Genomic DNA, 19179 nt, shown 5'->3' on the forward strand with positions numbered 1-19179 from the left:
CGTCACGACGGGACGGTCAGATGCCCGACTCGCCCGTGCGCACGAGGATCGCGTCGCTGTCGGGGCAGAGGACGACGTCGTACGCGGAGGCGGACCGCACGGCCGCGAGGTCGCTGCCGGTGAGCGTCACTCCGCTCGCGCTGGAGACCCCGCCGCGGAGCAGCGACGCGCCGACGCCGTAGCGGGCCCGCTGGCGCTCGTACAGGGCGAGCAGCTCGGCGGGGACCTTCTCGGCGATGGCGGCTCGGTCGGCCTCGACCTCGCCCCGCTCCACCTCGAGCCTGCCGAGCCCGGCGTCACGGCCGTCGGCCGCCTCGGCACGACGGGTCTCGATCTGGTCGAGCTCGGACTTCGTCAGCGCGGCGACGGCACCGAGCGACTCGACCCGGTCCATGACCTCGAGCTGCGCGTCCTCCAGGTCGCTCTGACGACGGGCCAGGGCGACGAGCTCGCCCTCCAGCGCCGCGACGTCCTTGACGGACGAGGACGACGCCAGCCGTGTGCGGTCGCGCTCGGCACGGGCCACGACGACGGCCACGTCGGACTCGATGCGCGTCAGCTCGGTCTGCGCGTCCTCCCAGGCGCCCTGCTCTGACGAGAGGCGGCTGCGGAGGCGGGAAGCGTCGCCGTCGATCGTGGCCAGCACGGCGATCTCGGGCAGGTTCGCCGCGCGGTGGGCGAGCTGCTGGATCGACGTGTCGAGCGCCTGGAGGTCGAGGAGGAGCGCCTGGTCGGCGGGGCTTGCTTGGAGGGCCATGGTGCCTGCTTCGTGGTCGTGGTGCGGCGGTGGTGGTGCGGCGTTCATGTGGCGGGCCCGACAGGGCCGGGGGCGAGGCAGGGTCGGGTCGGCTACTGCACGACCGTGAAGTCCCAGGGGTCGGTGCGCAGGTCGCTCAGGGTGACCTCGACGTCGTGGAGGGCCTCCCGCAGCTGCGCGGCGGCCGTGTCGAGCCAGAGCCACTCGCTCGCCCAGTGCGAGACGTCGACGAGCGCGGGGCCCCGGCCGAGGAGCATCAGGTCGCGGGCGTCGCTCGCGGGGTGGTGGCGCAGGTCGCTCGTCAGGTAGACGTCGGCCGCCCCGACCACGGGGTGGTCGAGCAGCGAGTCGCCAGCGCCGGCGCAGAGGGCGACCGTCTCGACGACGCGCTCGGCGTCACCGGCCACGCGGACGCCCGCGGCGGTCGGCGGCAGCAGCTCGCCCAGCTGACGGGCGAACGACACCAGGCTCATGGGGCGCGGCAGGCGGCCCGTGACGCCGAGGCCGGTCGAGCTCGTCGCGCCCTCGGTGATCGGTCGCTGGTCGACGAGGCCGAGCTGGTGGGCGAGGGCACGCGAGGTGCCGGTCTCGACGACGTCGGCGTTCGTGTGGGCGGCGATCAGCGCGCAGCCGGCCCGCACGAGGCGGGAGACGACCGCGCCCTTCGTCGTGTCCTCGGCCATGGTGGTCGCGCCGCGGAACAGGAGCGGGTGGTGGACGAGCAACAGGTCCGCACCGATGTCGACGGCCTCGTCGACGACCTCGAGCACAGGGTCGACCGCGAGGCGGACATGGGTCACGGGCTGATCGGGATCGCCGACGACGACGCCCGGGGAGTCCCACGGCTCGGCGCCCGAGAGGGGCCAGAGGCGTTCGACGACGGCGTTGACGGAGGCGAGTGTGGACACCGCCTCAGCCTAGCGGCGGGAGCTCGACCGGAGACCCGTCGCGAGCACGGCGACCACGAAGGCGGCGGCTGCGGCCACGAGCAGCGCGGCGACGGCGGCGATGCCGGGCGTCATGCCCGTGAAGCCGACGAGGCGGCCGAGCCAGCCCTGCCAGGCCAGCGACGCCGGCACCGTCACCAGGACGCCGTAGCCGAGCGCGGCGGACACGACGATGCCGGCGACGACGGCGACGGGCCCGCGGGCGGCGACGCGCAGGGCGTCGGCCGGACCGTGCACCACGGCGATCAGCGCGGCGGCCGCACCGAGGCCGCCCGCGACGGGGACGGCCACCGTGGCGAGCACGGCGGAGGCGAGCAGCTCGGGGACGACCAGGGCGAGCACCACGGCAGCGAGGACGACGAGTCCCGCGACGACGAGACCGGCGACGATCGGGATGCGCGGCGCCTGACCGGCGGACCGCTCGACCTCGTGGGCCTCGTCGATCTGGAGGGCCGGCTCGGCGAGGGCCGCAGGCGCGAGGGTCGGCGCAGGGGCGGGAGTCGGAGCAGGTGCGGGCGCGGACAGGCCGCTCGGTGCGCCCGAGGCCTCCGAGGGGGTCGCAGCCGGGTCCGACGACTGCACGTCGGTGGTCGTGTAGGGCGTCGCCTCGGGCTTATCGTCGACGGCGTCGTCGCCGTGGACCTCGTCGAGGTCGATCGGCAGCACGACGTCGATGACGCCGGTGAAGCGGAGCCGGGTCCGCTCGAGGGCGTCCGCGGCCTCGTCGGTGCCCACGCGGTCCATCTCGCGAGCCCAGGAGGCGAAGCGGGCGGCCTCGACGCGGCGCGCCTGGAGCTGAGCCTGCACGACCGCCATCAGGTCGACGGTCGCCGTGTCGTCGAGACGACGCTCGACCATCCGCACGAGGACGTCGTCGTCGAGGGTGAGTCGATCGGGCGGCTGCGGCAGCGAGGGATCGACGTCCGGGGCGAAGACGGGCAGGGTGATGGCCGAGGTCTCGACCGAGTGACGGGCGACGCTGGCCGGTCGCGGCTCCGTCGGGTCGGTGGGCACGACGTCGTCGGTCGTGTCGGCGCGGTGCAAAGGCACCGAGGCCGGACGCGGATCGCGGCGGGTGACGAGGACGTCGGACGGTGCTGCGGGGGCCTCGGGTGCGAGGACGGGTGTCACGGGGCGGTGCTCCTGCTCGTGCGTCGCGGGTGCGTGCGACGCGGTGGGGTCGACTGCGGGAGGAGCCGGGACGGCGGTGCGGGCTCCCCGCGGCGAGGGCGGCGCCTCGACGGGGAGCACGTCGACGTCCCACTCCGTCGTGCCGGTGCTCTCGCTCATGGTCGGATCGTACGTCCGCCCGGGGCCCACGCCCGGCGGACTCGCCGGTGCGACCGGGACATCTCCTGGCGTGAGCCCACCAGGAGGGCGCCTCCCCCACCGGACGCCCTCCCGCTGCTCAGAGCTCAGGGACGGCGGTCTCCGTCGCGGTCGGCTCCCCCGGCGTCCGTGACCTCGTGGTCGCCGCCGTCCGCGGTCCCGCCGGCGACGCTCCCCCGGGGGCCGTCGCCGACCGCCGTCGACGGCGCTCCGGCCGCGACCGCCGACGCGGTGGCCGCCTCGGCGACCGCGCCCGTCGACCGGCCGCGCGCCTCCTTCTCGAGCTGTTCCGCCTCGTCGCCCGAGACCGCCTCGCCGCGCGCCACCATGCCGGCGACGTCGCTGAGGGCGATCTGGGGCAGGAACAGCGCCAGCACGAAGGCGACCGCGATGAACGGTATGAGGTAGGCGAACACGGGCGCCAAGGCGTCGGCGTACCCCTCGACGACCTGGCGGCGGATCGCCTCGGGCAGCTCGTTCAGGGCCGCGGGGTCGAGCGTCGCCGTGGCCTGGGCGGCGTCGCCGCTCGACGCTCCGGCACCGGTGAAGACGCTCGTGAGGTTCTCCGTGAGACGGCTCGTGAACAGGGCGCCGAAGATGGCGACGCCCAGGGCGGCACCCACCTCGCGGAAGTAGTTGTTCGTGCTCGTCGCCGTGCCGACGTTCGCGGCGTCCACGGAGTTCTGCACGACCAGCACCACGACCTGCATGATGAGGCCGAGCCCGGCGCCGAAGACCAGCAGGAAGACGCAGATCAGCCAGAGGGGCGTGTCGGCCGTGAGGGTCGTGAAGAGGGCCATCGCCACGCCCGTCAGCAGCGTGCCGACGATGGGGAAGACGCGGTAGCGCCCCGTCTTGGTGATCAGGTTGCCCGAGAGGATCGAGGTGCCGATCAGGCCGGCCATCATCGGCAGCAGCAACAGCCCGGACACGGCCGCTGAGGCGCCCGACGACATCTGCAGGAACGTCGGGACGAACGCGATCGCCGAGAACATGCCGATGCCGAGCACGAAGCCGACGGCCGTCGCCAGGACGAACACGCGGTTGCGGAAGAAGGACAACGGGATGATCGGGTCCTCGGCGCGCGACTCGACGAGCACGAACGCGCTGACGGCGACGAGCACGCCCGCACCCCACAGCCACGTCTCGGGCGCACCCCAGCCGTGGTCGGCCTGGCCGCCGAACTCCGTGAAGAAGATGAGGCAGGTCGTGGCGGCCGAGAGCAGGACGACGCCCAGCCAGTCGACGCGCTTCGTGGCCTTCTTGCTCGGCAGGGTCAGCGCCATCCAGGCGATGGCGAACGCGGCGATGCCCACGGGCACGTTGATGTAGAACGCCCACTGCCAGGTGAGGTGGTCGACGAAGAAGCCGCCGAGCAGGGGGCCACCGATGGCCGACAGGCCGAAGACGGCGCCGAGCGGGCCGAGGTACTTGCCTCGCTCCGAGGCAGGCACGATGTCGGCGATGATCGCCTGCGAGAGGATCATCAGGCCGCCGCCGCCGAGGCCCTGGATCGCCCGGAAGACGACGAACGCCCAGAAGTCCGTGGCGAACGCGCAGCCGATGCTCGCGAGCGTGAAGATCGCGATGGCCGCCAGGAAGAGGTTCCGTCGACCGAGCACGTCGCCGAACTTGCCGTAGATCGGCATCACGATCGTGGTCGCGAGCAGGTAGGCCGTGGTGATCCAGGCCTGGTGCTCGACGCCGCCCAGCTCGCCGACGATCGTCGGCATGGCGGTCGAGACGATGGTCTGGTCGAGGCTCGAGAGCAGCATGCCCGAGATGAGGGCGCCGAAGATGATCCAGATCCGCCTCTGGGTGAGGAGGAACGGCGCGTCGGCCGTCTTCGCGGTGGTGGTGGTCATGGTCGTGTCAGCGTGCTTCCTGGTCGAGGGGCGGTGCGGCGGAGAACAGCGCGCGGGCGAGGGCGAGCTGGTCACGGAGGACGTGGTCGAAGCGGAGGCCCGGCGGGCCCTCGTCGAAGAAGAAGCGGGTCATGGCGCGCTGCACCAGCGAGCCGGCGACCGCCACGACGACGCCGATGCGCGGGTCGTCGGCGGGGACGCCCTCGTGCGACGCCACGGCGGCCGCGACGCGACGCTGCTGCTCGTCGCCCTGCGTCAGCATCGCCTGCAGCAGCCGTGGCTCGCGGTCGAGTGCCGCCTTGAACTCGGCGGCCCGCTCGCGGGTGAGGCCGACGTGCTCGACACGCTGGACGACGAGCGCCGCGAGGTCGTCGAGCGTCGTCGAGAAGACGGGGAGGCGCGGGTCGCGCCGCGAGGACGCGTAGCCCTCGAGCGCCTCGTCCTCGTCGTCGTCCAGCCCCACGCCGACGACCACGTCGTCCTTGGACGCGAAGTGGTTGAAGAACGTGCGCCGGGAGATGCCGACCTCGTCGCAGAGCTGCTCGAGGGTGAAGCCAGCCAGCCCGTGCTCGGCGGTGAGCCGGCGGGCCACGCCCACGAGTTCGGAGCGGGTCCGCAGGCGGCGGATCGCGGCCTTGCTGACGGACGGGACGGTCTCGGTGCTCACGGGGTGCCTCCTCTCGGTCGTCGGTGCGCGGTGCGGCGACGTCGCCGGAGGGCGGGTGCCCACCGGAGATGATTGCACTCTGCGGGCAATAGTGCAATTCACATGTCCTGCGGACGAACGGCAGCGACGAGCCGGCCCCCGGGCTGACAAGATCGACGCATGACGTGGCGCAGGATCTTCAAGCACTTCCCGACGGTGATCTTGGTCGTCGACATCCTCATCCGGATCGTGGCCGTGGTGGCCGTGCCCCGCAACCGGCGCCCCAGCTCCGCGATGGCCTGGCTGCTGGCGATCTTCGTGTCGCCGATCCCCGGCAGCGTGCTCTTCGGCCTGCTCGGCAGCTCCAAGCTGCCCCAGGACCGCCGCGACAAGCAGCGCGAGATCAACGACCGCATCCTCGACGCGACCAAGGGCATCGACGACGTCCACGCTGTGACGGACCCGCGCCCGCCGTGGTTCGGCACGGTCGTGACCCTCAACCGCACGCTCGGCGCCATGCCCCTGCTGCCCGGCAACACGGCGACCCTGCTGCCCGACTACGCCGAGTCGATCGCGGCCATGGCCGCCGCCGTCGACAAGGCCGAGCGGTACGTGCACGTCGAGTTCTACATCCTCACCCGTGACGAGTCGACCTTCCTCTTCTTCGAGGCGCTGGAGCGCGCGCACGCGCGAGGCGTCGCCGTCCGGGTGCTCTACGACCACTGGGCGACGATGCGGAACCCTCAGGGCCGGGTCACCCGGCAGTGGCTGCGCGACTCGGGCATCCGGTTCGAGGAGATGCTGCCCTTCCGCCCGTTCCAGGGCGCGTGGCGCCGACCCGACCTGCGGAACCACCGCAAGATCGTCGTGATCGACGGCGACGTCGCCTTCACGGGTTCGCAGAACATGACGGACCCCAGCTACAACAAGCGCGGCAACATCAAGCGCGGGCTGCAGTGGAAGGACCTCATGGTGCGGCTCGAGGGCCCCGCCGCCGTCGGCCTCAACGCCCTCTTCATCACCGACTGGTACAGCGAGACCGACGAGCTGCCCACCGATGCCGAGGCCGAGCCCCTGATCGAGCAGCGGCAGGGGCCCGACAGCCTCGAGTGCCAGGTCGTGCCGAGCGGCCCGGGCTTCGACGGCGAGAACAACCTGCGCCTGTTCAACGCACTCGTCTACGGCGCGCAGGAGAGGCTGATCATCGCGAGCCCCTACTTCGTGCCCGACGACTCGATGCTCTACGCGATCACGACGGCTGCCGAGCGCGGCGTCGAGGTCCAGCTCTTCGCGTGCGAGGTGGCCGACCAGTTCATGGTCTACCACGCCCAGCGCTCGTACTACGAGACGCTGTTGCGGGCCGGTGTCCGCATCTTCCTCTACGAGCGCCCGATCGTGCTGCACTCGAAGCACTTCACCGTGGACGACACCGTCGCGGTGATCGGCTCGAGCAACATGGACATGCGCTCGTTCAGCCTCAACTTCGAGGTGTCGCTGATGGTGCACGGCAAGTCGTTCGTCGACGAGGTCCGCCTCATCGAGGACGACTACCGCCGCAAGTCGCGCGAGATCACCCTCGAGGGCTGGCTGTCCCGTCCCGCGGGCCTGCAGGTGCTCGACAACGTGGCACGGCTGACCGCGTCGGTCCAGTAGGCCCGACGCGGCAGGCCGGCGTCAGAGGAGGCGCGACGACCGAGGAGCGCTACGTCTGCGTCGGCGAGGACTCTGCGTTCTCGGGCTGGCCTGCCGGGCCAGCTAGGCCCGCCGCCGTCGCGCGGTCGAGCGGCTTGCCGAAGGAGGTCACCTCGGCCCCGAGACCGGCGAAGAGGGCGGAGAGCTCGTCGATGCGGGGGCTGTCGGGGCCGGGCCGACGGCGTCGGACGAGCTCCTCGAGGTGGGCGCGGAGCTGGGCCTGGCTGGCGATGACCACGGTGCTCACGCCCTCGTCGTCGGCCCGGGGGTCGGCGTGGACGTCGGCGTCGGGGTGCGAGTACAGCACCGCGGTGTCGAACCACGGCTTGCGGTGGGTCTCGGCACGGACGAGGTCGGAGATGCGCTGCGCCTGGCGCCGGACCTGCTTGCGCGGGGCGTGGCCCTGGTCGTGCGTGCGCAGCTCGAGCGAGGTGAGCGAGTCGCGCTTGACCTGGACCGCGAAGGGCGGCTCCAGCTCGAGGTCGCCGAGGAGCGTCGCGAACGACGAGCCGGCGTCCCGCGGGTGCACGCCGTCGAGCACGACGCCCTTCCACCCCTTGTTCTCGATCACGAGGGCGACCGTCGGCAGCAGGAGGACGTGGTCGACCTGCGCGACGAAACGCCGGGTCCGCGTCGCGTCGACGGGGACGAAGACGAGGTTCGTCACGAGGGCGCCGTCGAGGCCGAGGTCGGTGACCGCGTCGAGCACCATGCGGCGGGAGGTCTCCTCCCACTTCGCCCCGGCCGCGACCAGGGCGCGGCTCTGCTGGGCGGACGTCTCGGCGTCGACGCGCCGCGCCTCGACCTGCTCCAGCTCGCGGGCGTGGGCCTCGGCGGCGTCGCGGGCGGCGCGCTCGCGCTCGGCCGTGGCCTCGTCGAGCGCCCTCCGGTGCGCCTCCTCGCGGGTCCGCAGCGCCTCCTGCGCCGCCGTCGCCCGTCGACGCAGCAGCACCACGAGCACGATCAGCACGATGAGGAGGACGGCGGCGACCGCCCAGGGCAGGTATGTGGTCAGCTCGCTCGCGTCAGGCATGCGCCCAGCAGAACACGCCGGGCGGCAGGCGCCGAGGAGGCGCACCGTGCCCGCCGGAGGCGGTGGCCGAGGGCCTCAGGGACCGCCGAGCCAGTGGTCGATCCGGTGGTGGTCGGGGCGGAAGCCGTTCTGCACGCCCCAGAGCACGGCCTGCGTGCGGCTGGTCGCACCGATGCGCCGGTAGACCGACCGGATGTACGACTTGACCGTGTTCGGGCTGAGGTAGGTCAGGGCGGCGACCTCGGCGTTGCTCTTGCCCTGCGTGATCAGCGCCAGGATCTCCGACTCGCGGTCAGTGATGCCCTCGCGGCGGCCGGGCCAGTCGAGGCCGGGGGCGCTCGGCGCACGGCCCCGGACGTCGCTGACGACCTGCTCGCCTCGGTGCACCGCCTCGAGCGCCTCCACGAGCTCGCGCGCAGTGAGGGTCTTCGAGAGGTACCCGTGCACGCCCTGCGCGAGGGCCGCCTCCACCAGCTCCGGGTGGAAGTTCCAGGTGTAGACGACCACCTTGCCGGCCGCGGGGTTCGCGACGAGCTCGGCGAGCTCGTGGTGGTCGGACTCGGGCTGGGCGAAGGAGTCGTAGAGGACGACGTCGACCTCGTCGGACAGCGCCGTCGTCGCGTCGATCTCGGCGACGACGACCCGGTCGCGGTACTGGTCGAACATGTGGGCGAGGCCGGCGAGCACGACGTCGTAGTCGTCGACGAGGGCGACGGTGATCGAGCGGGTCGGGGCGAGGGGCATGACGACACCATCCCACCCCGAGGGGTGTGCCGCCACACCTCCAGGGGTGGTCTGCTGAGCTGCGCGACTCCACGGCACCGACGGCGCCCGTCGCGCACCTCTCCCGGAAGGAGAACACCATGATCGGACTCATCATCAGCCTGCTCGTCATCGGCCTCATCGCAGGGTTCATCGCCCGAGCGGTCGTCCCCGGGCGTCAGAGCCTCTCGATCGCCATGACGATCCTCCTCGGCGTCATCGGCTCGTTCGTCGGCGGGTTCCTCGGCTTCCTGCTGTTCCAGCACGACCCGACCGACGGCTTCTTCCAGCCCGCCGGCATCATCGGCTCGATCATCGGCGCGATCGTCGTCCTCGCGATCTGGGTCGCCGTCTCCGGCCGACGCAGCGCCGCCCGCCGCTAGGGCCGTCGTCGTCGCGGGGGTGCGCCGGGCCGTCACGGACGTCCCGGCCCCTCCCCCGAGGTGGTGGGCCTGCTCAGCGCCCGGCGGCGTGGCGGGCAGCCACGTCGGCCGCCGTCAGGGCGACGTCGTAGACCGCGGTGTTCTCGAGATCGCCTCGGTAGTGCGGACTGGACGGCGCCTCCGGCCACACTCCCCCCACCGTGTCGTAGCCGATCCGCCACCAGCCCAGGAAGTCCTCGGCCGCGTTCTGCGGCGAGGACGCGACCTGCGCCCCGTCTACGTAGAGGACCATGCCCGACCCGTCGAAGGTGACGGTGGCGAGGTGCCACGCCCCGTCGGCGTAGGAGGCGGTGCTCGACATCGTGTACTGCTGGCCGCTGTACACGCCGAAGACGAGCGTGCCCCGGTTCGTGAGGTAGAGGTGCCGGTCGTACTGGGTCGACGCCCCCGCCTGACTGTTGCCGAAGCCGACGAGCTTCCCCCCGGCTGTCGTCGTCGTCCGGAACCACGTCTCGATCGAGAAGACCTGGGGCGCCCTCAGCCGCTCGGGCGTCGTGACCTGCCCGGTCACCCCGTCGAGCGACAGCCACGGGCTCGGGCCCGACGCGCAGCTCCCCCTCTGGATCATCGCCCCCTGGGTGAGCGTGCCCGCGCGCCCGTTGCCGCTGCTGTCCCGCAGCGACGTGCCGGCACCGTCGTTGTACTGGTAGGCGAAGTGCGTCTGCGCGGCGACAGGTCGATCGAGGCAGGTGAACCGTGACGTGGCGAGGCTGCTCGCCGTCGAGGTCGTGCCGGCGAACGCGGAGTGGCTCGAGCCCAAGACCAGCAGCAGCACGGCTACGCCGCCGACCACGGCGAGCACCGTCCCGGACGCCCTGGCCGCCCACGTCATGGTCGTCACGGGGGCACGCGCACGGTGACGGGACAGACCGAGCGGGTCGACCACCTCCTCGTCGCCCCTCGGCTCGAGCCGGGTCAGGGCGATCAGCGCCAGCACGACCAGCGACGCCAGCAGGCCGCCGGCCACACGGTCGCCGCCGTGCCAGAGCATCGGGGAGCCGACCCCGGGCACGAGCAGGACGCCCACGCCGTGGACGTCCTCGACCGGCACCGGGCTCGAGTCGGCCGTCGTGTTGGCGTCGCCCTGCAGCCGGAGCCCGTCGGCGGTGCTCTCGACCAGCCGGTGCAGCCGCAGCTCGCCGGGGCGGTCAGGGTCGTCCACGAGCAGGACCTGACCGGGGACGAGCTCGTCGGCGTCCAGGGGCATCGCCACGACGACGTCGCCCGCGACGATCGTCGGCGCCATCGACCCCGAGACGACGGTGGTCGGCGACCAGCCCCAGAGGGCCGGCACGGCTGCCCAGAGGAGGAGGCAGGCGATCGTCGTGAGGGCCACCCGCGCACACGTCGCGACGCAGAGGGCACCCCAGAAGGAGAAGGCCGTGCGGCCGGGCTGCGGCGTGGTGGTCGGGGTCATGACAGGACTCCCGCTCCGAGTGGTCGACCGGGGTCGACCGCGGTCAGCGGGTCTGGGCCTCCCAGGTGAAGGCGAGGGCGGCACGCGAGTCCTGCCCGGTGTTCGGAGTGGCCGAGCTCAACGTGTAGGTGAACTGGAAGGAGCGCGACTCGGGGGCGGTGCCCGACGGCGACCAGGTCGGCGCGCCGGTCGCGTAGCCGGTGCGTTGGCTCGCGAAGTCCGCGAGGGTGCCCGACCAGACCTGGGCGTCCTCGGTCGCGGGCGTGAACCCGTCGCACGAGGCGCTCGACCCGCCGGTGCCCTGCACGATCCGCAGGTCGAGGTAGGACGAGAGCGAGTTCGTCGTCGTCGCCGACGTGCCGTAGAGCCTGACCGCCGACGGCAGGGTGCCCTTCGACGTGACCGTGATGCACTTGCTGCCCGTGTCGCCGGGCTTCAGGCCGGAAGCTGAGAACAGGGCGACGTCGGAGTCGTCGTCCGTGAGCTGGACGGTGCCGGTCGACCAGTTGCTGGTCGGGTTCGACGTGCTGGCGGAGAACGCCGAGTACGAGGCGGTCGAGATGATCGCGCCGGAGGCGATCACGGCGACGGGCAGGGCTGCCCAGCGGGCACGGCGCGTCCAGCGGGCGCGGCTGATCGTTCGGGACATGTCGGGAGGTCTCTCGGGTCGCGCCTCGGGAGCCCCCGGTGGTGCCGGTCGGGTAGGGATTCGCGAGGGTCGGCACGGTGCCGATGACGTGACGGTACCGACGGGTCGCCAGGACGGTAAGGGGTCGGGTGTCCCCAAAGATGGGGATGTCGCTGTACCCCGCGCCTTCCTGCGCCTGTTCCGCCACGCGACCGAGCGGCCGCACTCACTTTCCGTACGTCGCCGTGCCGTGCGCCGCCGTCCACCGCGAGCCGACACGGCGCAGGGGCCTGAGCAGCTCGCGCGCCGCTGACGATCGATTCGGGGTCGGCCGACCAGGACGTCCGAGGACACGACGGCTCGACACGTGGATCACGACTCGCGGGGTGGGCCCTACCGGGCTCGAACCGATGACATCCACGGTGTAAACGTGGCGCTCTACCAACTGAGCTAAAGGCCCTCGCGCCGGGCGGGCCGGGCGAGCAGGAGACAGGTTATCGCGAAGCAGACGCGACCGGCGCCTCCTGCGGGCTGGCCCTGACGGCGAGTCAGGCCGGGACGGACGTGAGCTGGTCGAGCGCGGCGCGGTAGTCGGCCAGCGAGCGTGCCTGGCCGGGCTCGGTGAGGAAGTGCTCGCGGATGACGCCGTCGACGTCGATGAGGAACGTCGCGCGGGTGGCGAAGCCCTTGTGCTCGAGGAACACGCCGTACTCCTTCGAGACCTCGCCGTGCGGCCAGAAGTCGGCCAGGAGGGTGAAGTCGTAGCCCTCCTCCTCGGCGAAGGCCCGCAGGGTCGCCTTCGAGTCGACGGAGATGCCGATCAGCTCGACGCGGGCGTCCTGGAACATCGCCAGGTTGTCGCGGAGCGTGCAGAGCTCGGCGGTGCAGGTGCTGGAGAAGGCCAGCGGGAAGAAGACGAGGGCGACGGGGCGCACGCCGCGGTAGTCCGCCAGTCGCACGTGCTCGCCGAACTGGTTCGGCAGATCGAAGTCGGGAGCCTGGATGTCGTTCTCCAGCGCCATGAGCACGTTCCTTCCGCGCCGGTCCGGGCGACCGACGTCAACACGAGGAGCGATGTTACGCCTCTGACGGCCGCGCGCGAGGACGTTCTCCCAGGGCGTGCCGAGCCTCCGTCGGCGGAGCCAACTAGACTCGCCAGGTCAGTGCGCGACGACGACCCGGGACCCGAGCCGCGTCGAGCTGGCCGCCGTGCGCCCCCGTGGGGCGGCGGCTGTTGTCCACCACACACGAGTGATAGAGGTCAAGGGTGACGGTAAACGATCAGGATCCGTACACGGTCGACACGACCGACCAGGATCCCGAGGAGACCGCCGAGTGGAGGGAGTCCCTCGACTCCCTCGTCGCGGCGCAGGGCCACGAACGCGCACGTCAGATCATGAAGAGCCTGCTGTCTCGCTCGAGCGAGCTGCACCTCGGCGTGCCGATGGTCCCGAAGACCGACTACGTGAACACCATCGCCCCCGAGGACGAGCCCGAGTTCCCCGGCGACGAAGAGCTCGAGCGCCGTTATCGCCGCTGGGTCCGCTGGAACGCGGCCGTCACGGTGCACCGCGCCCAGCGCCCCGGTGTCTCGGTCGGCGGCCACATCTCGACCTACGCCTCGTCGGCCGCCCTCTACGAGGTCGGCTACAACCACTTCTTCCGCGGCCAGGACCACGCGGGCGGCGGCGACCAGGTCTTCTTCCAGGGCCACGCCTCCCCCGGCATGTACGCCCGCGCGTTCCTCGAGGGCCGCCTCGGCACCGACCAGCTCGACGGCTTCCGCCAGGAGAAGTCGCACCACACCGGCGGCCTCAGCTCGTACCCGCACCCCCGGCTCATGCCGCAGTTCTGGCAGTTCCCGACCGTGTCGATGGGCCTCGGGCCGATCAACGCGATCTACCAGGCGCAGGTCGCCAAGTACCTCACCAACCGCGGCATCAAGGATGCCTCCGACCAGCAGGTCTGGGCGTTCCTGGGCGACGGCGAGATGGACGAGGTCGAGAGCCGCGGCCAGCTCCAGGTGGCGGCCAACGAGGGGCTCGACAACCTCAACTTCGTCATCAACTGCAACCTCCAGCGCCTCGACGGCCCGGTCCGCGGCAACGGCAAGATCATCCAGGAGCTCGAGAGCTTCTTCCGCGGTGCCGGCTGGAACGTCATCAAGGTCGTCTGGGGCCGCGAGTGGGACGACCTGCTCGCCCGCGACACCGAGGGCGCGCTGCTCAACCTGATGAACACGACGCCCGACGGCGACTTCCAGACCTACAAGGCCGAGAGCGGCGCGTACGTCCGCGAGAACTTCTTCGGCCGCGACCCCCGCGCCCTCGAGCTCGTGAAGGACTTCACCGACGACCAGGTCTGGAACCTCAAGCGCGGCGGCCACGACTACAAGAAGGTCTACGCGGCCTTCAAGGCCGCCAGCGAGCACAAGGGCCAGCCCACCGTCATCCTCGCGAAGACCGTCAAGGGCTACGGCCTCGGCCCGGCCTTCGAGGGTCGCAACGCGACCCACCAGATGAAGAAGCTCACGCTCGACAACCTCAAGCAGTTCCGCGACGAGATGCGCATCCCGATCAGCGACGCGCAGCTCGACGAGGACCCGTACCTGCCGCCGTACTACCACCCGGGCGACGGCGACGAGGCGATCCAGTACCTGCACGAGCGTCGACGCGCCCTCGGCGGCTACGTGCCCGAGCGCCGCAGCAAGTACACCGAGATCGCGGTTCCCGAGGCGAAGTCCTACGACGTCGTCCGCAAGGGCTCGGGCAAGCAGGAGGTGGCCACCACGATGGCCTTCGCCCGCCTGCTCAAGGACCTGCTGCGCTCCCCCGACTTCGGCCACCGCATCGTCCCGATCATCCCGGACGAGGCCCGCACCTTCGGCATGGACGCGTACTTCCCGACGTCGAAGATCTACAACCCCAACGGGCAGCACTACACGTCCGTCGACCGGGAGCTGCTGCTGGCCTACAAGGAGAGCCCGCAGGGCCAGCTCCTGCACGTCGGCATCAACGAGGCCGGCGCCTTCGCGGCCTTCACCGCCGTGGGCACGTCGTACTCGACGCAGGGCGAGCCGCTCATCCCGGTCTACGTCTTCTACTCGATGTTCGGCTTCCAGCGGACCGGCGACGCCATGTGGGCAGCGGGCGACCAGATGGCCCGCGGGTTCATCATCGGCGCCACGGCGGGCCGCACGACGCTGACCGGCGAGGGCCTGCAGCACGCGGACGGCCACTCGCTGCTGCTCGCCTCGACCAACCCCGCCGTCGTCTCGTACGACCCGGCGTACGGCTACGAGCTCGGGCACATCGTCAAGGCGGGCATGGACCGCATGTACGGCAAGAACGACGACGGCACCCCGTCGCACGACGACCCGAACGTCATGTTCTACATCACCGTCTACAACGAGCCGATGCAGCAGCCCGTCGAGCCGGACGACCTCGACGTGGACGGCGTCGTGCGCGGCATCTACAAGTTGAAGTCCGCCGAGAACCTGGGGCCCCGCGCCCAGCTGCTCGCCTCGGGCGTCGGCGTGCGCTGGGCCCTCGAGGCCCAGCAGCTGCTCGCCGACGACTGGAACGTGGCCGCCGATGTGTGGAGCGTCACCTCGTGGAACGAGCTGCGCCGCGACGGTCTCGAGGCCGAGGAGCACAACTTCCTCAACCCGAGCGCCGAGCCCCGCACGCCCTACGTCACCGAGAAGCTCCAGGGCTCCGAGGGCCCGGTCATCGCGACGTCCGACTTCATGGCGGCCGTGCCCGACCAGATCCGCGAGTACGTGCCCGGCGACTACCTGACGCTCGGCGCCGACGGCTTCGGCTTCTCGGACACCCGCGCGGCTGCTCGTCGGTTCTTCAAGATCGACGGCCCCTCCATGGTGGTCCGCACGCTGCAGGCGCTCGCGCGTCGCGGCGACGTCGACCGCAGCGTCGTCCAGCAGGCGATCGACCGCTACCAGCTGCACGACGTGACGGCCGGCACCAGCGGCACCGCCGGCGGGGAGAGCTGACGACCGCGTGAGCGCCGAGCGGGTCCCAGCCTCGCCGATGGAGCCGTCCGCGGCCACGAAGGGGCGAACGCTCGCGTGGCTGCGGACGGTGTCCGGGGAGTTGTCGACGGCGACCATCAAGCGGCTGGAGGAGACGCTCCCCTGGTACGGCGACATGCCGCCCGGCCGCCGGTCGGCGGTGGGGCTCGTCGCCCAGGCGGGCATCACCTCCTTCATCAGCTGGTTCGACGATCCCCGGTCGACGCCGTGGATCGCCGCCGACGTGTTCGGCGCGGCCCCTCGAGAGCTGCTCCGCTCCATCAGCCTCCAACAGACCCTCCAGCTCATCCGGGTCACGGTCGAGGTGGTCGAAGAACGCGTCAAGGACGGCGACGACAGCCTGCGGGAGGCGATCCTCCTGTACTCGAGGGAGATCGCGTTCGCCTCGGCGGACGTCTACGCCCGGGCCGCCGAGGCGCGCGGCCTCTGGGACGCCCGGCTCGAGGCCCTCGTGGTCGACTCGATCCTGCGGGGCGAGTACGACGACGAGCTGCCGAGCCGCATCGCCGCGCTCGGCTGGCACGGCCACGGCGAGGTGTCCGTGCTGGTCGGCACGGCCCCCCGCATGCTCGACGTCGACCAGCTCCGCCGCACGGCGCGCCACCTCGACGCCGACGTCCTGATCGGCGTGCAGGGCAGCCGGCTGGTGCTCGTGATCGGCCGAGCCGAGCAGGAGACCGACGAGAACGGCGTCTCGACGTCGCAGCCCCCGTTCACCGACATCGCGTCGGCCCTCGAGCCCGGCTTCGGCGACGGCCACCTCGTGCTCGGCCACGAGGTGCCGAGCCTCGTCGAGGCGGCGCAGAGCGCCAAGGCCGCCCTCGCCGGGTTCGCCGTCGCCCGGTCGTGGCGGAACGCGCCTCGTCCGGTGCTCGCCGACGACCTGCTCCCCGAGCGCGCCCTCGCCGGCGACCCCCTCGCCCGCTCGACCCTCGTCAACCGCATCTACAAGCCGCTGAAGACGCACTCGACCGAGCTGCTCACGACCCTGTGGTGCTACCTCGACAACGGGCGGTCGCTCGAGGCCACGGCACGCGAGCTGTTCGTGCACCCCAACACGGTCCGCTACCGCCTCAAGCGCGTCTCGGACGTGATCGGCTGGGACGCCACCGGCTCACGGGAGGCCATCGTGCTGCAGTCGGCGCTCATCCTCGGGTCGATCGCCGACACGGACGGGCAGACGCCCCGGCGACGCTGACCGCTGCGGTCGCGGCTGTGGGTCGCGGCTGTGGTGATCCACAGTGTCCCCAGCGATCTTTGGTCGAGTTGCTCCACACGGACGGGACACGTCGTTGGCATGATGGTCGAGTGATCGTCGTCGTAGCGCCCGGACAGGGCTCCCAGTCCCCCGGATTCCTCGAGCCCTGGCTGGAGGACGACGCCCAGCGCCGCCTCCTCGAGCAGCTTTCCGAGTCGGCCGGCGTCGACCTCGTCGCCCACGGCACGACGTCCGACGCCGACACCATCCGCGACACCGCCGTGGCCCAGCCCCTCATCGTCGCCGCCGGCCTGCTCACGGCTCGCGCCCTCTTCTCCCGCGTCGACCGTAGCCGCGTCGGCGGCGTCGCCGGCCACTCGGTCGGCGAGTTCACCGCGGCGGCCGTGGCCGGCGTGCTCACCGACGACGACGCCGTGCGCCTGGTCGCCGAGCGCGGCCGCGCGATGGCCGAGGCAGCCTCGTCGGTCGAGACCGGCATGAGCGCCGTCCTCGGCGGGGACGAGGCCGAGCTCGCCGCCCGCCTCGAGGCCCTCGGGCTCACCGCAGCCAACCACAACGGCGGCGGACAGATCGTCGTCGCGGGCGAGCTGAGTGCCCTCGCCGCCCTCGCCGCCGAGCCGCCCGCCAAGAGCCGGGTCGTGCCGCTGCAGGTCGCCGGGGCGTTCCACACGCGCTTCATGGAGCCGGCCGTCGAGCGCCTCCGCACCGCCGCCTCCTCCGTCACCGCCTCGGACCCGACCCTGCGGCTCTGGACGAACCACGACGGCAGCGCCGTCGACTCCGGCAACCGCTTCGTCGAGCTGCTCGTCGGCCAGGTGTCCTCGCCTGTCCGGTGGGACGCCGTCATGACCTCGTTCGCCGACGCCGGCGTCACCGGCATCGTCGAGCTCGCCCCTGCGGGCGCCCTGACCGGCCTCGCCAAGCGCGCGCTGCGCGGAGTCCCCTCCGTCGCGGTGAAGACCCCCGACGACCTGCAGGCCGCCGTCGACCTCCTCGAGGGAGCAGAATGACCACCCCCCAGCTCAAGCAGCAGCACGGCACCGAGTACACGCGCATCCTGTCCATCGGCGCCGCCCGGGGCGACCAGGTCGTGCCGAACGCCGACATCGTCGAGCCGATCGACTCGAGCGACGAGTGGATCCAGCAGCGCACCGGCGTCGTGACGCGCGTGCGGGCGTCGTCCGAGGTGCACGTCGTCGACCTCGCCGAGGCCGCCGCGAACGAGGCGATCGCCAAGGCCGGCATCCGTGCCGACCAGATCGGCGTCGTGCTCGTCTCGACCATCAGCGGCGGCGTCGCGACCCCCTCGGTCGCCTCGCTGCTCGCCGAGAAGATCGGTGCGAACCCGGCCGCCGCCTACGACATCTCGGCCGCCTGCGCCGGCTACGCCTACGGCATCGCGCAGGCCGACTCGTTCGTGAAGTCCGGTCTCGCCGAGTACGTGCTCGTCGTCGGGGCCGAGAAGCTCAGCGACTTCATCGACCCGACCGACCGCACCATCTCGTTCCTCCTCGGCGACGGGGCGGGCGCGGCGGTCGTCGGCGCGAGCGACACCCCCGGCATCGCCCCCACCGTCTGGGGCAGCGACGGCTCGAAGTGGGACGCCATCCGCATGACGAACACGATGCAGGAGTACCGCGCCGGGGCCGGCGAGGTCGCCTGGCCCACCCTCCGCCAGGAGGGCCAGACCGTCTTCCGCTGGGCCGTGTGGGAGATGGTCAAGGTCGCGAAGCAGGCCCTCGAGCAGGCCGGCGTCACGAGCGACCAGCTCGCCGCGTTCGTTCCTCACCAGGCCAACATGCGCATCGTCGACGAGTTCGCCAAGCAGCTCGGCCTGCCGGACACGGTCGTCATCGCCCGCGACATCGCGACCACCGGCAACACGTCCGCCGCCAGCATCCCGCTCGCGACCCACCGCCTCCTCGAGGAGCACCCCGAGCTCAGCGGCGGCCTGTCGCTGCAGATCGGCTTCGGCGCGGGGCTCGTGTTCGGCGCCCAGGTGGTCGTCCTCCCGTAGCGCGCCGCGACGGCTCGCCGCCGCCGCCCTGTATAGGCTTTACCCCGGTCACCACGACACCCCCTCAAGGAGAACACACCATGGCACTGTCCACCGAAGAAGTCCTCGCCGGCCTGGCCGAGCTCGTCAACGACGAGACGGGCATCGCGACCGACACCGTCGAGATGGACAAGTCGTTCACCGACGACCTGGACATCGACTCCATCTCGATGATGACCATCGTGGTCAACGCCGAGGAGAAGTTCGACGTGAAGATCCCCGACGAAGAGGTCAAGAACCTCAAGACCGTCGGCGACGCCGTCACCTTCATCACCAAGGCACAGGACTAGACGTCGACGGCCCGGTCTCCCCTCGGGGCGACCGGGCCTCTCCG

The 19179-nt window shown here is 71.7% G+C and carries 17 protein-coding genes and 1 tRNA gene; 7 read left to right on the forward strand and 11 right to left on the reverse strand.

Features of this window, described 5'->3' with window-relative positions; all coding sequences use genetic code 11:
• Positions 1-16: 16 nt before the first annotated feature.
• The 5 genes from EDF18_RS02395 to EDF18_RS02415 form a co-directional block, all read right to left on the reverse strand.
• Complete coding sequence (locus EDF18_RS02395) at positions 17-757, reverse strand: zinc ribbon domain-containing protein (protein WP_123546060.1); 741 nt, start codon at positions 755-757, stop codon at positions 17-19.
• Positions 758-849: 92 nt separating this feature from the next.
• Positions 850-1665 (reverse strand): Nif3-like dinuclear metal center hexameric protein, encoded by an 816-nt coding sequence (locus EDF18_RS02400; RefSeq protein WP_123546062.1) that lies wholly within the window; start codon positions 1663-1665, stop codon positions 850-852.
• Positions 1666-1674: 9 nt separating this feature from the next.
• Positions 1675-2994 carry a hypothetical protein gene (locus tag EDF18_RS02405; RefSeq protein WP_123546064.1) on the reverse strand — a complete coding sequence of 440 codons (1320 nt, stop codon included), beginning with the start codon at positions 2992-2994 and terminating at the stop codon, positions 1675-1677.
• A 125-nt stretch (positions 2995-3119) separates the two neighbouring features.
• Positions 3120-4898 (reverse strand): MDR family MFS transporter, encoded by a 1779-nt coding sequence (locus EDF18_RS02410; RefSeq protein WP_123546066.1) that lies wholly within the window; start codon positions 4896-4898, stop codon positions 3120-3122.
• 7 nt (positions 4899-4905) lie between these two features.
• Complete coding sequence (locus tag EDF18_RS02415) at positions 4906-5565, reverse strand: TetR/AcrR family transcriptional regulator (RefSeq protein WP_158614600.1); 660 nt, start codon at positions 5563-5565, stop codon at positions 4906-4908.
• A gap of 159 nt (positions 5566-5724) precedes the next feature.
• Here EDF18_RS02415 and cls point away from each other — a divergent pair, with 159 nt between their 5' ends.
• Positions 5725-7197, forward strand: coding sequence for a cardiolipin synthase (gene cls, locus EDF18_RS02420; RefSeq protein ID WP_123546068.1), 1473 nt, complete (start codon positions 5725-5727; stop codon positions 7195-7197).
• Between the two features lie 49 nt (positions 7198-7246).
• Here cls and EDF18_RS02425 read toward each other — a convergent pair whose 3' ends face one another.
• On the reverse strand, positions 7247-8269 hold the full coding sequence (locus tag EDF18_RS02425; protein ID WP_123546070.1) for a nuclease-related domain-containing protein: 1023 nt from the start codon (positions 8267-8269) through the stop codon (positions 7247-7249).
• A 75-nt stretch (positions 8270-8344) separates the two neighbouring features.
• Entirely contained in the window at positions 8345-9013 is a 669-nt protein-coding gene (locus EDF18_RS02430; protein WP_123546071.1) for a LuxR C-terminal-related transcriptional regulator, read from the reverse strand.
• A 119-nt stretch (positions 9014-9132) separates the two neighbouring features.
• On the opposite strand from EDF18_RS02430, the gene EDF18_RS02435 reads away from it, so the two are divergent.
• Complete coding sequence (locus EDF18_RS02435; protein WP_123546074.1) at positions 9133-9414, forward strand: GlsB/YeaQ/YmgE family stress response membrane protein; 282 nt, start codon at positions 9133-9135, stop codon at positions 9412-9414.
• 73 nt (positions 9415-9487) lie between these two features.
• Here the strand turns inward: EDF18_RS02435 and EDF18_RS02440 are convergent, their stop codons facing one another.
• The 4 genes from EDF18_RS02440 to EDF18_RS02455 all read right to left on the reverse strand — a co-directional run bounded on the left by EDF18_RS02440 (position 9488) and on the right by EDF18_RS02455 (position 12541).
• Positions 9488-10891 carry a LamG-like jellyroll fold domain-containing protein gene (locus EDF18_RS02440; protein ID WP_123546076.1) on the reverse strand — a complete coding sequence of 468 codons (1404 nt, stop codon included), beginning with the start codon at positions 10889-10891 and terminating at the stop codon, positions 9488-9490.
• A 43-nt stretch (positions 10892-10934) separates the two neighbouring features.
• Positions 10935-11540: a hypothetical protein gene (locus tag EDF18_RS02445; protein WP_123546078.1), complete on the reverse strand. Its 606-nt coding sequence runs from the start codon at positions 11538-11540 to the stop codon at positions 10935-10937.
• Positions 11541-11906: 366 nt separating this feature from the next.
• A tRNA-Val gene (locus EDF18_RS02450) sits at positions 11907-11979 on the reverse strand.
• Between the two features lie 88 nt (positions 11980-12067).
• Positions 12068-12541 (reverse strand): peroxiredoxin, encoded by a 474-nt coding sequence (locus EDF18_RS02455; RefSeq protein ID WP_123546080.1) that lies wholly within the window; start codon positions 12539-12541, stop codon positions 12068-12070.
• Positions 12542-12786: 245 nt separating this feature from the next.
• Here EDF18_RS02455 and aceE point away from each other — a divergent pair, with 245 nt between their 5' ends.
• The 5 genes from aceE to EDF18_RS02480 all read left to right on the forward strand — a co-directional run bounded on the left by aceE (position 12787) and on the right by EDF18_RS02480 (position 19135).
• A complete protein-coding gene (gene aceE, locus EDF18_RS02460) occupies positions 12787-15531 on the forward strand; it encodes a pyruvate dehydrogenase (acetyl-transferring), homodimeric type (protein ID WP_123546082.1) in 2745 nt (914 codons plus the stop codon).
• A 37-nt stretch (positions 15532-15568) separates the two neighbouring features.
• Positions 15569-16768 (forward strand): CdaR family transcriptional regulator, encoded by a 1200-nt coding sequence (locus tag EDF18_RS02465; RefSeq protein ID WP_123546084.1) that lies wholly within the window; start codon positions 15569-15571, stop codon positions 16766-16768.
• Between the two features lie 110 nt (positions 16769-16878).
• Complete coding sequence (locus tag EDF18_RS02470) at positions 16879-17799, forward strand: ACP S-malonyltransferase (RefSeq protein WP_123546086.1); 921 nt, start codon at positions 16879-16881, stop codon at positions 17797-17799.
• Positions 17796-18806 carry a beta-ketoacyl-ACP synthase III gene (locus EDF18_RS02475; protein ID WP_123546088.1) on the forward strand — a complete coding sequence of 337 codons (1011 nt, stop codon included), beginning with the start codon at positions 17796-17798 and terminating at the stop codon, positions 18804-18806. The genes EDF18_RS02470 and EDF18_RS02475 overlap by 4 nt, the downstream gene beginning before the upstream one ends.
• Positions 18807-18886: 80 nt before the next feature.
• Entirely contained in the window at positions 18887-19135 is a 249-nt protein-coding gene (locus tag EDF18_RS02480; RefSeq protein ID WP_056054313.1) for an acyl carrier protein, read from the forward strand.
• Positions 19136-19179 lie beyond the last annotated feature (44 nt).

It is taken from the genome of Frigoribacterium sp. PhB107, from assembly GCF_003751515.1.
In the GTDB taxonomy this organism is placed as follows: domain Bacteria; phylum Actinomycetota; class Actinomycetes; order Actinomycetales; family Microbacteriaceae; genus Frigoribacterium.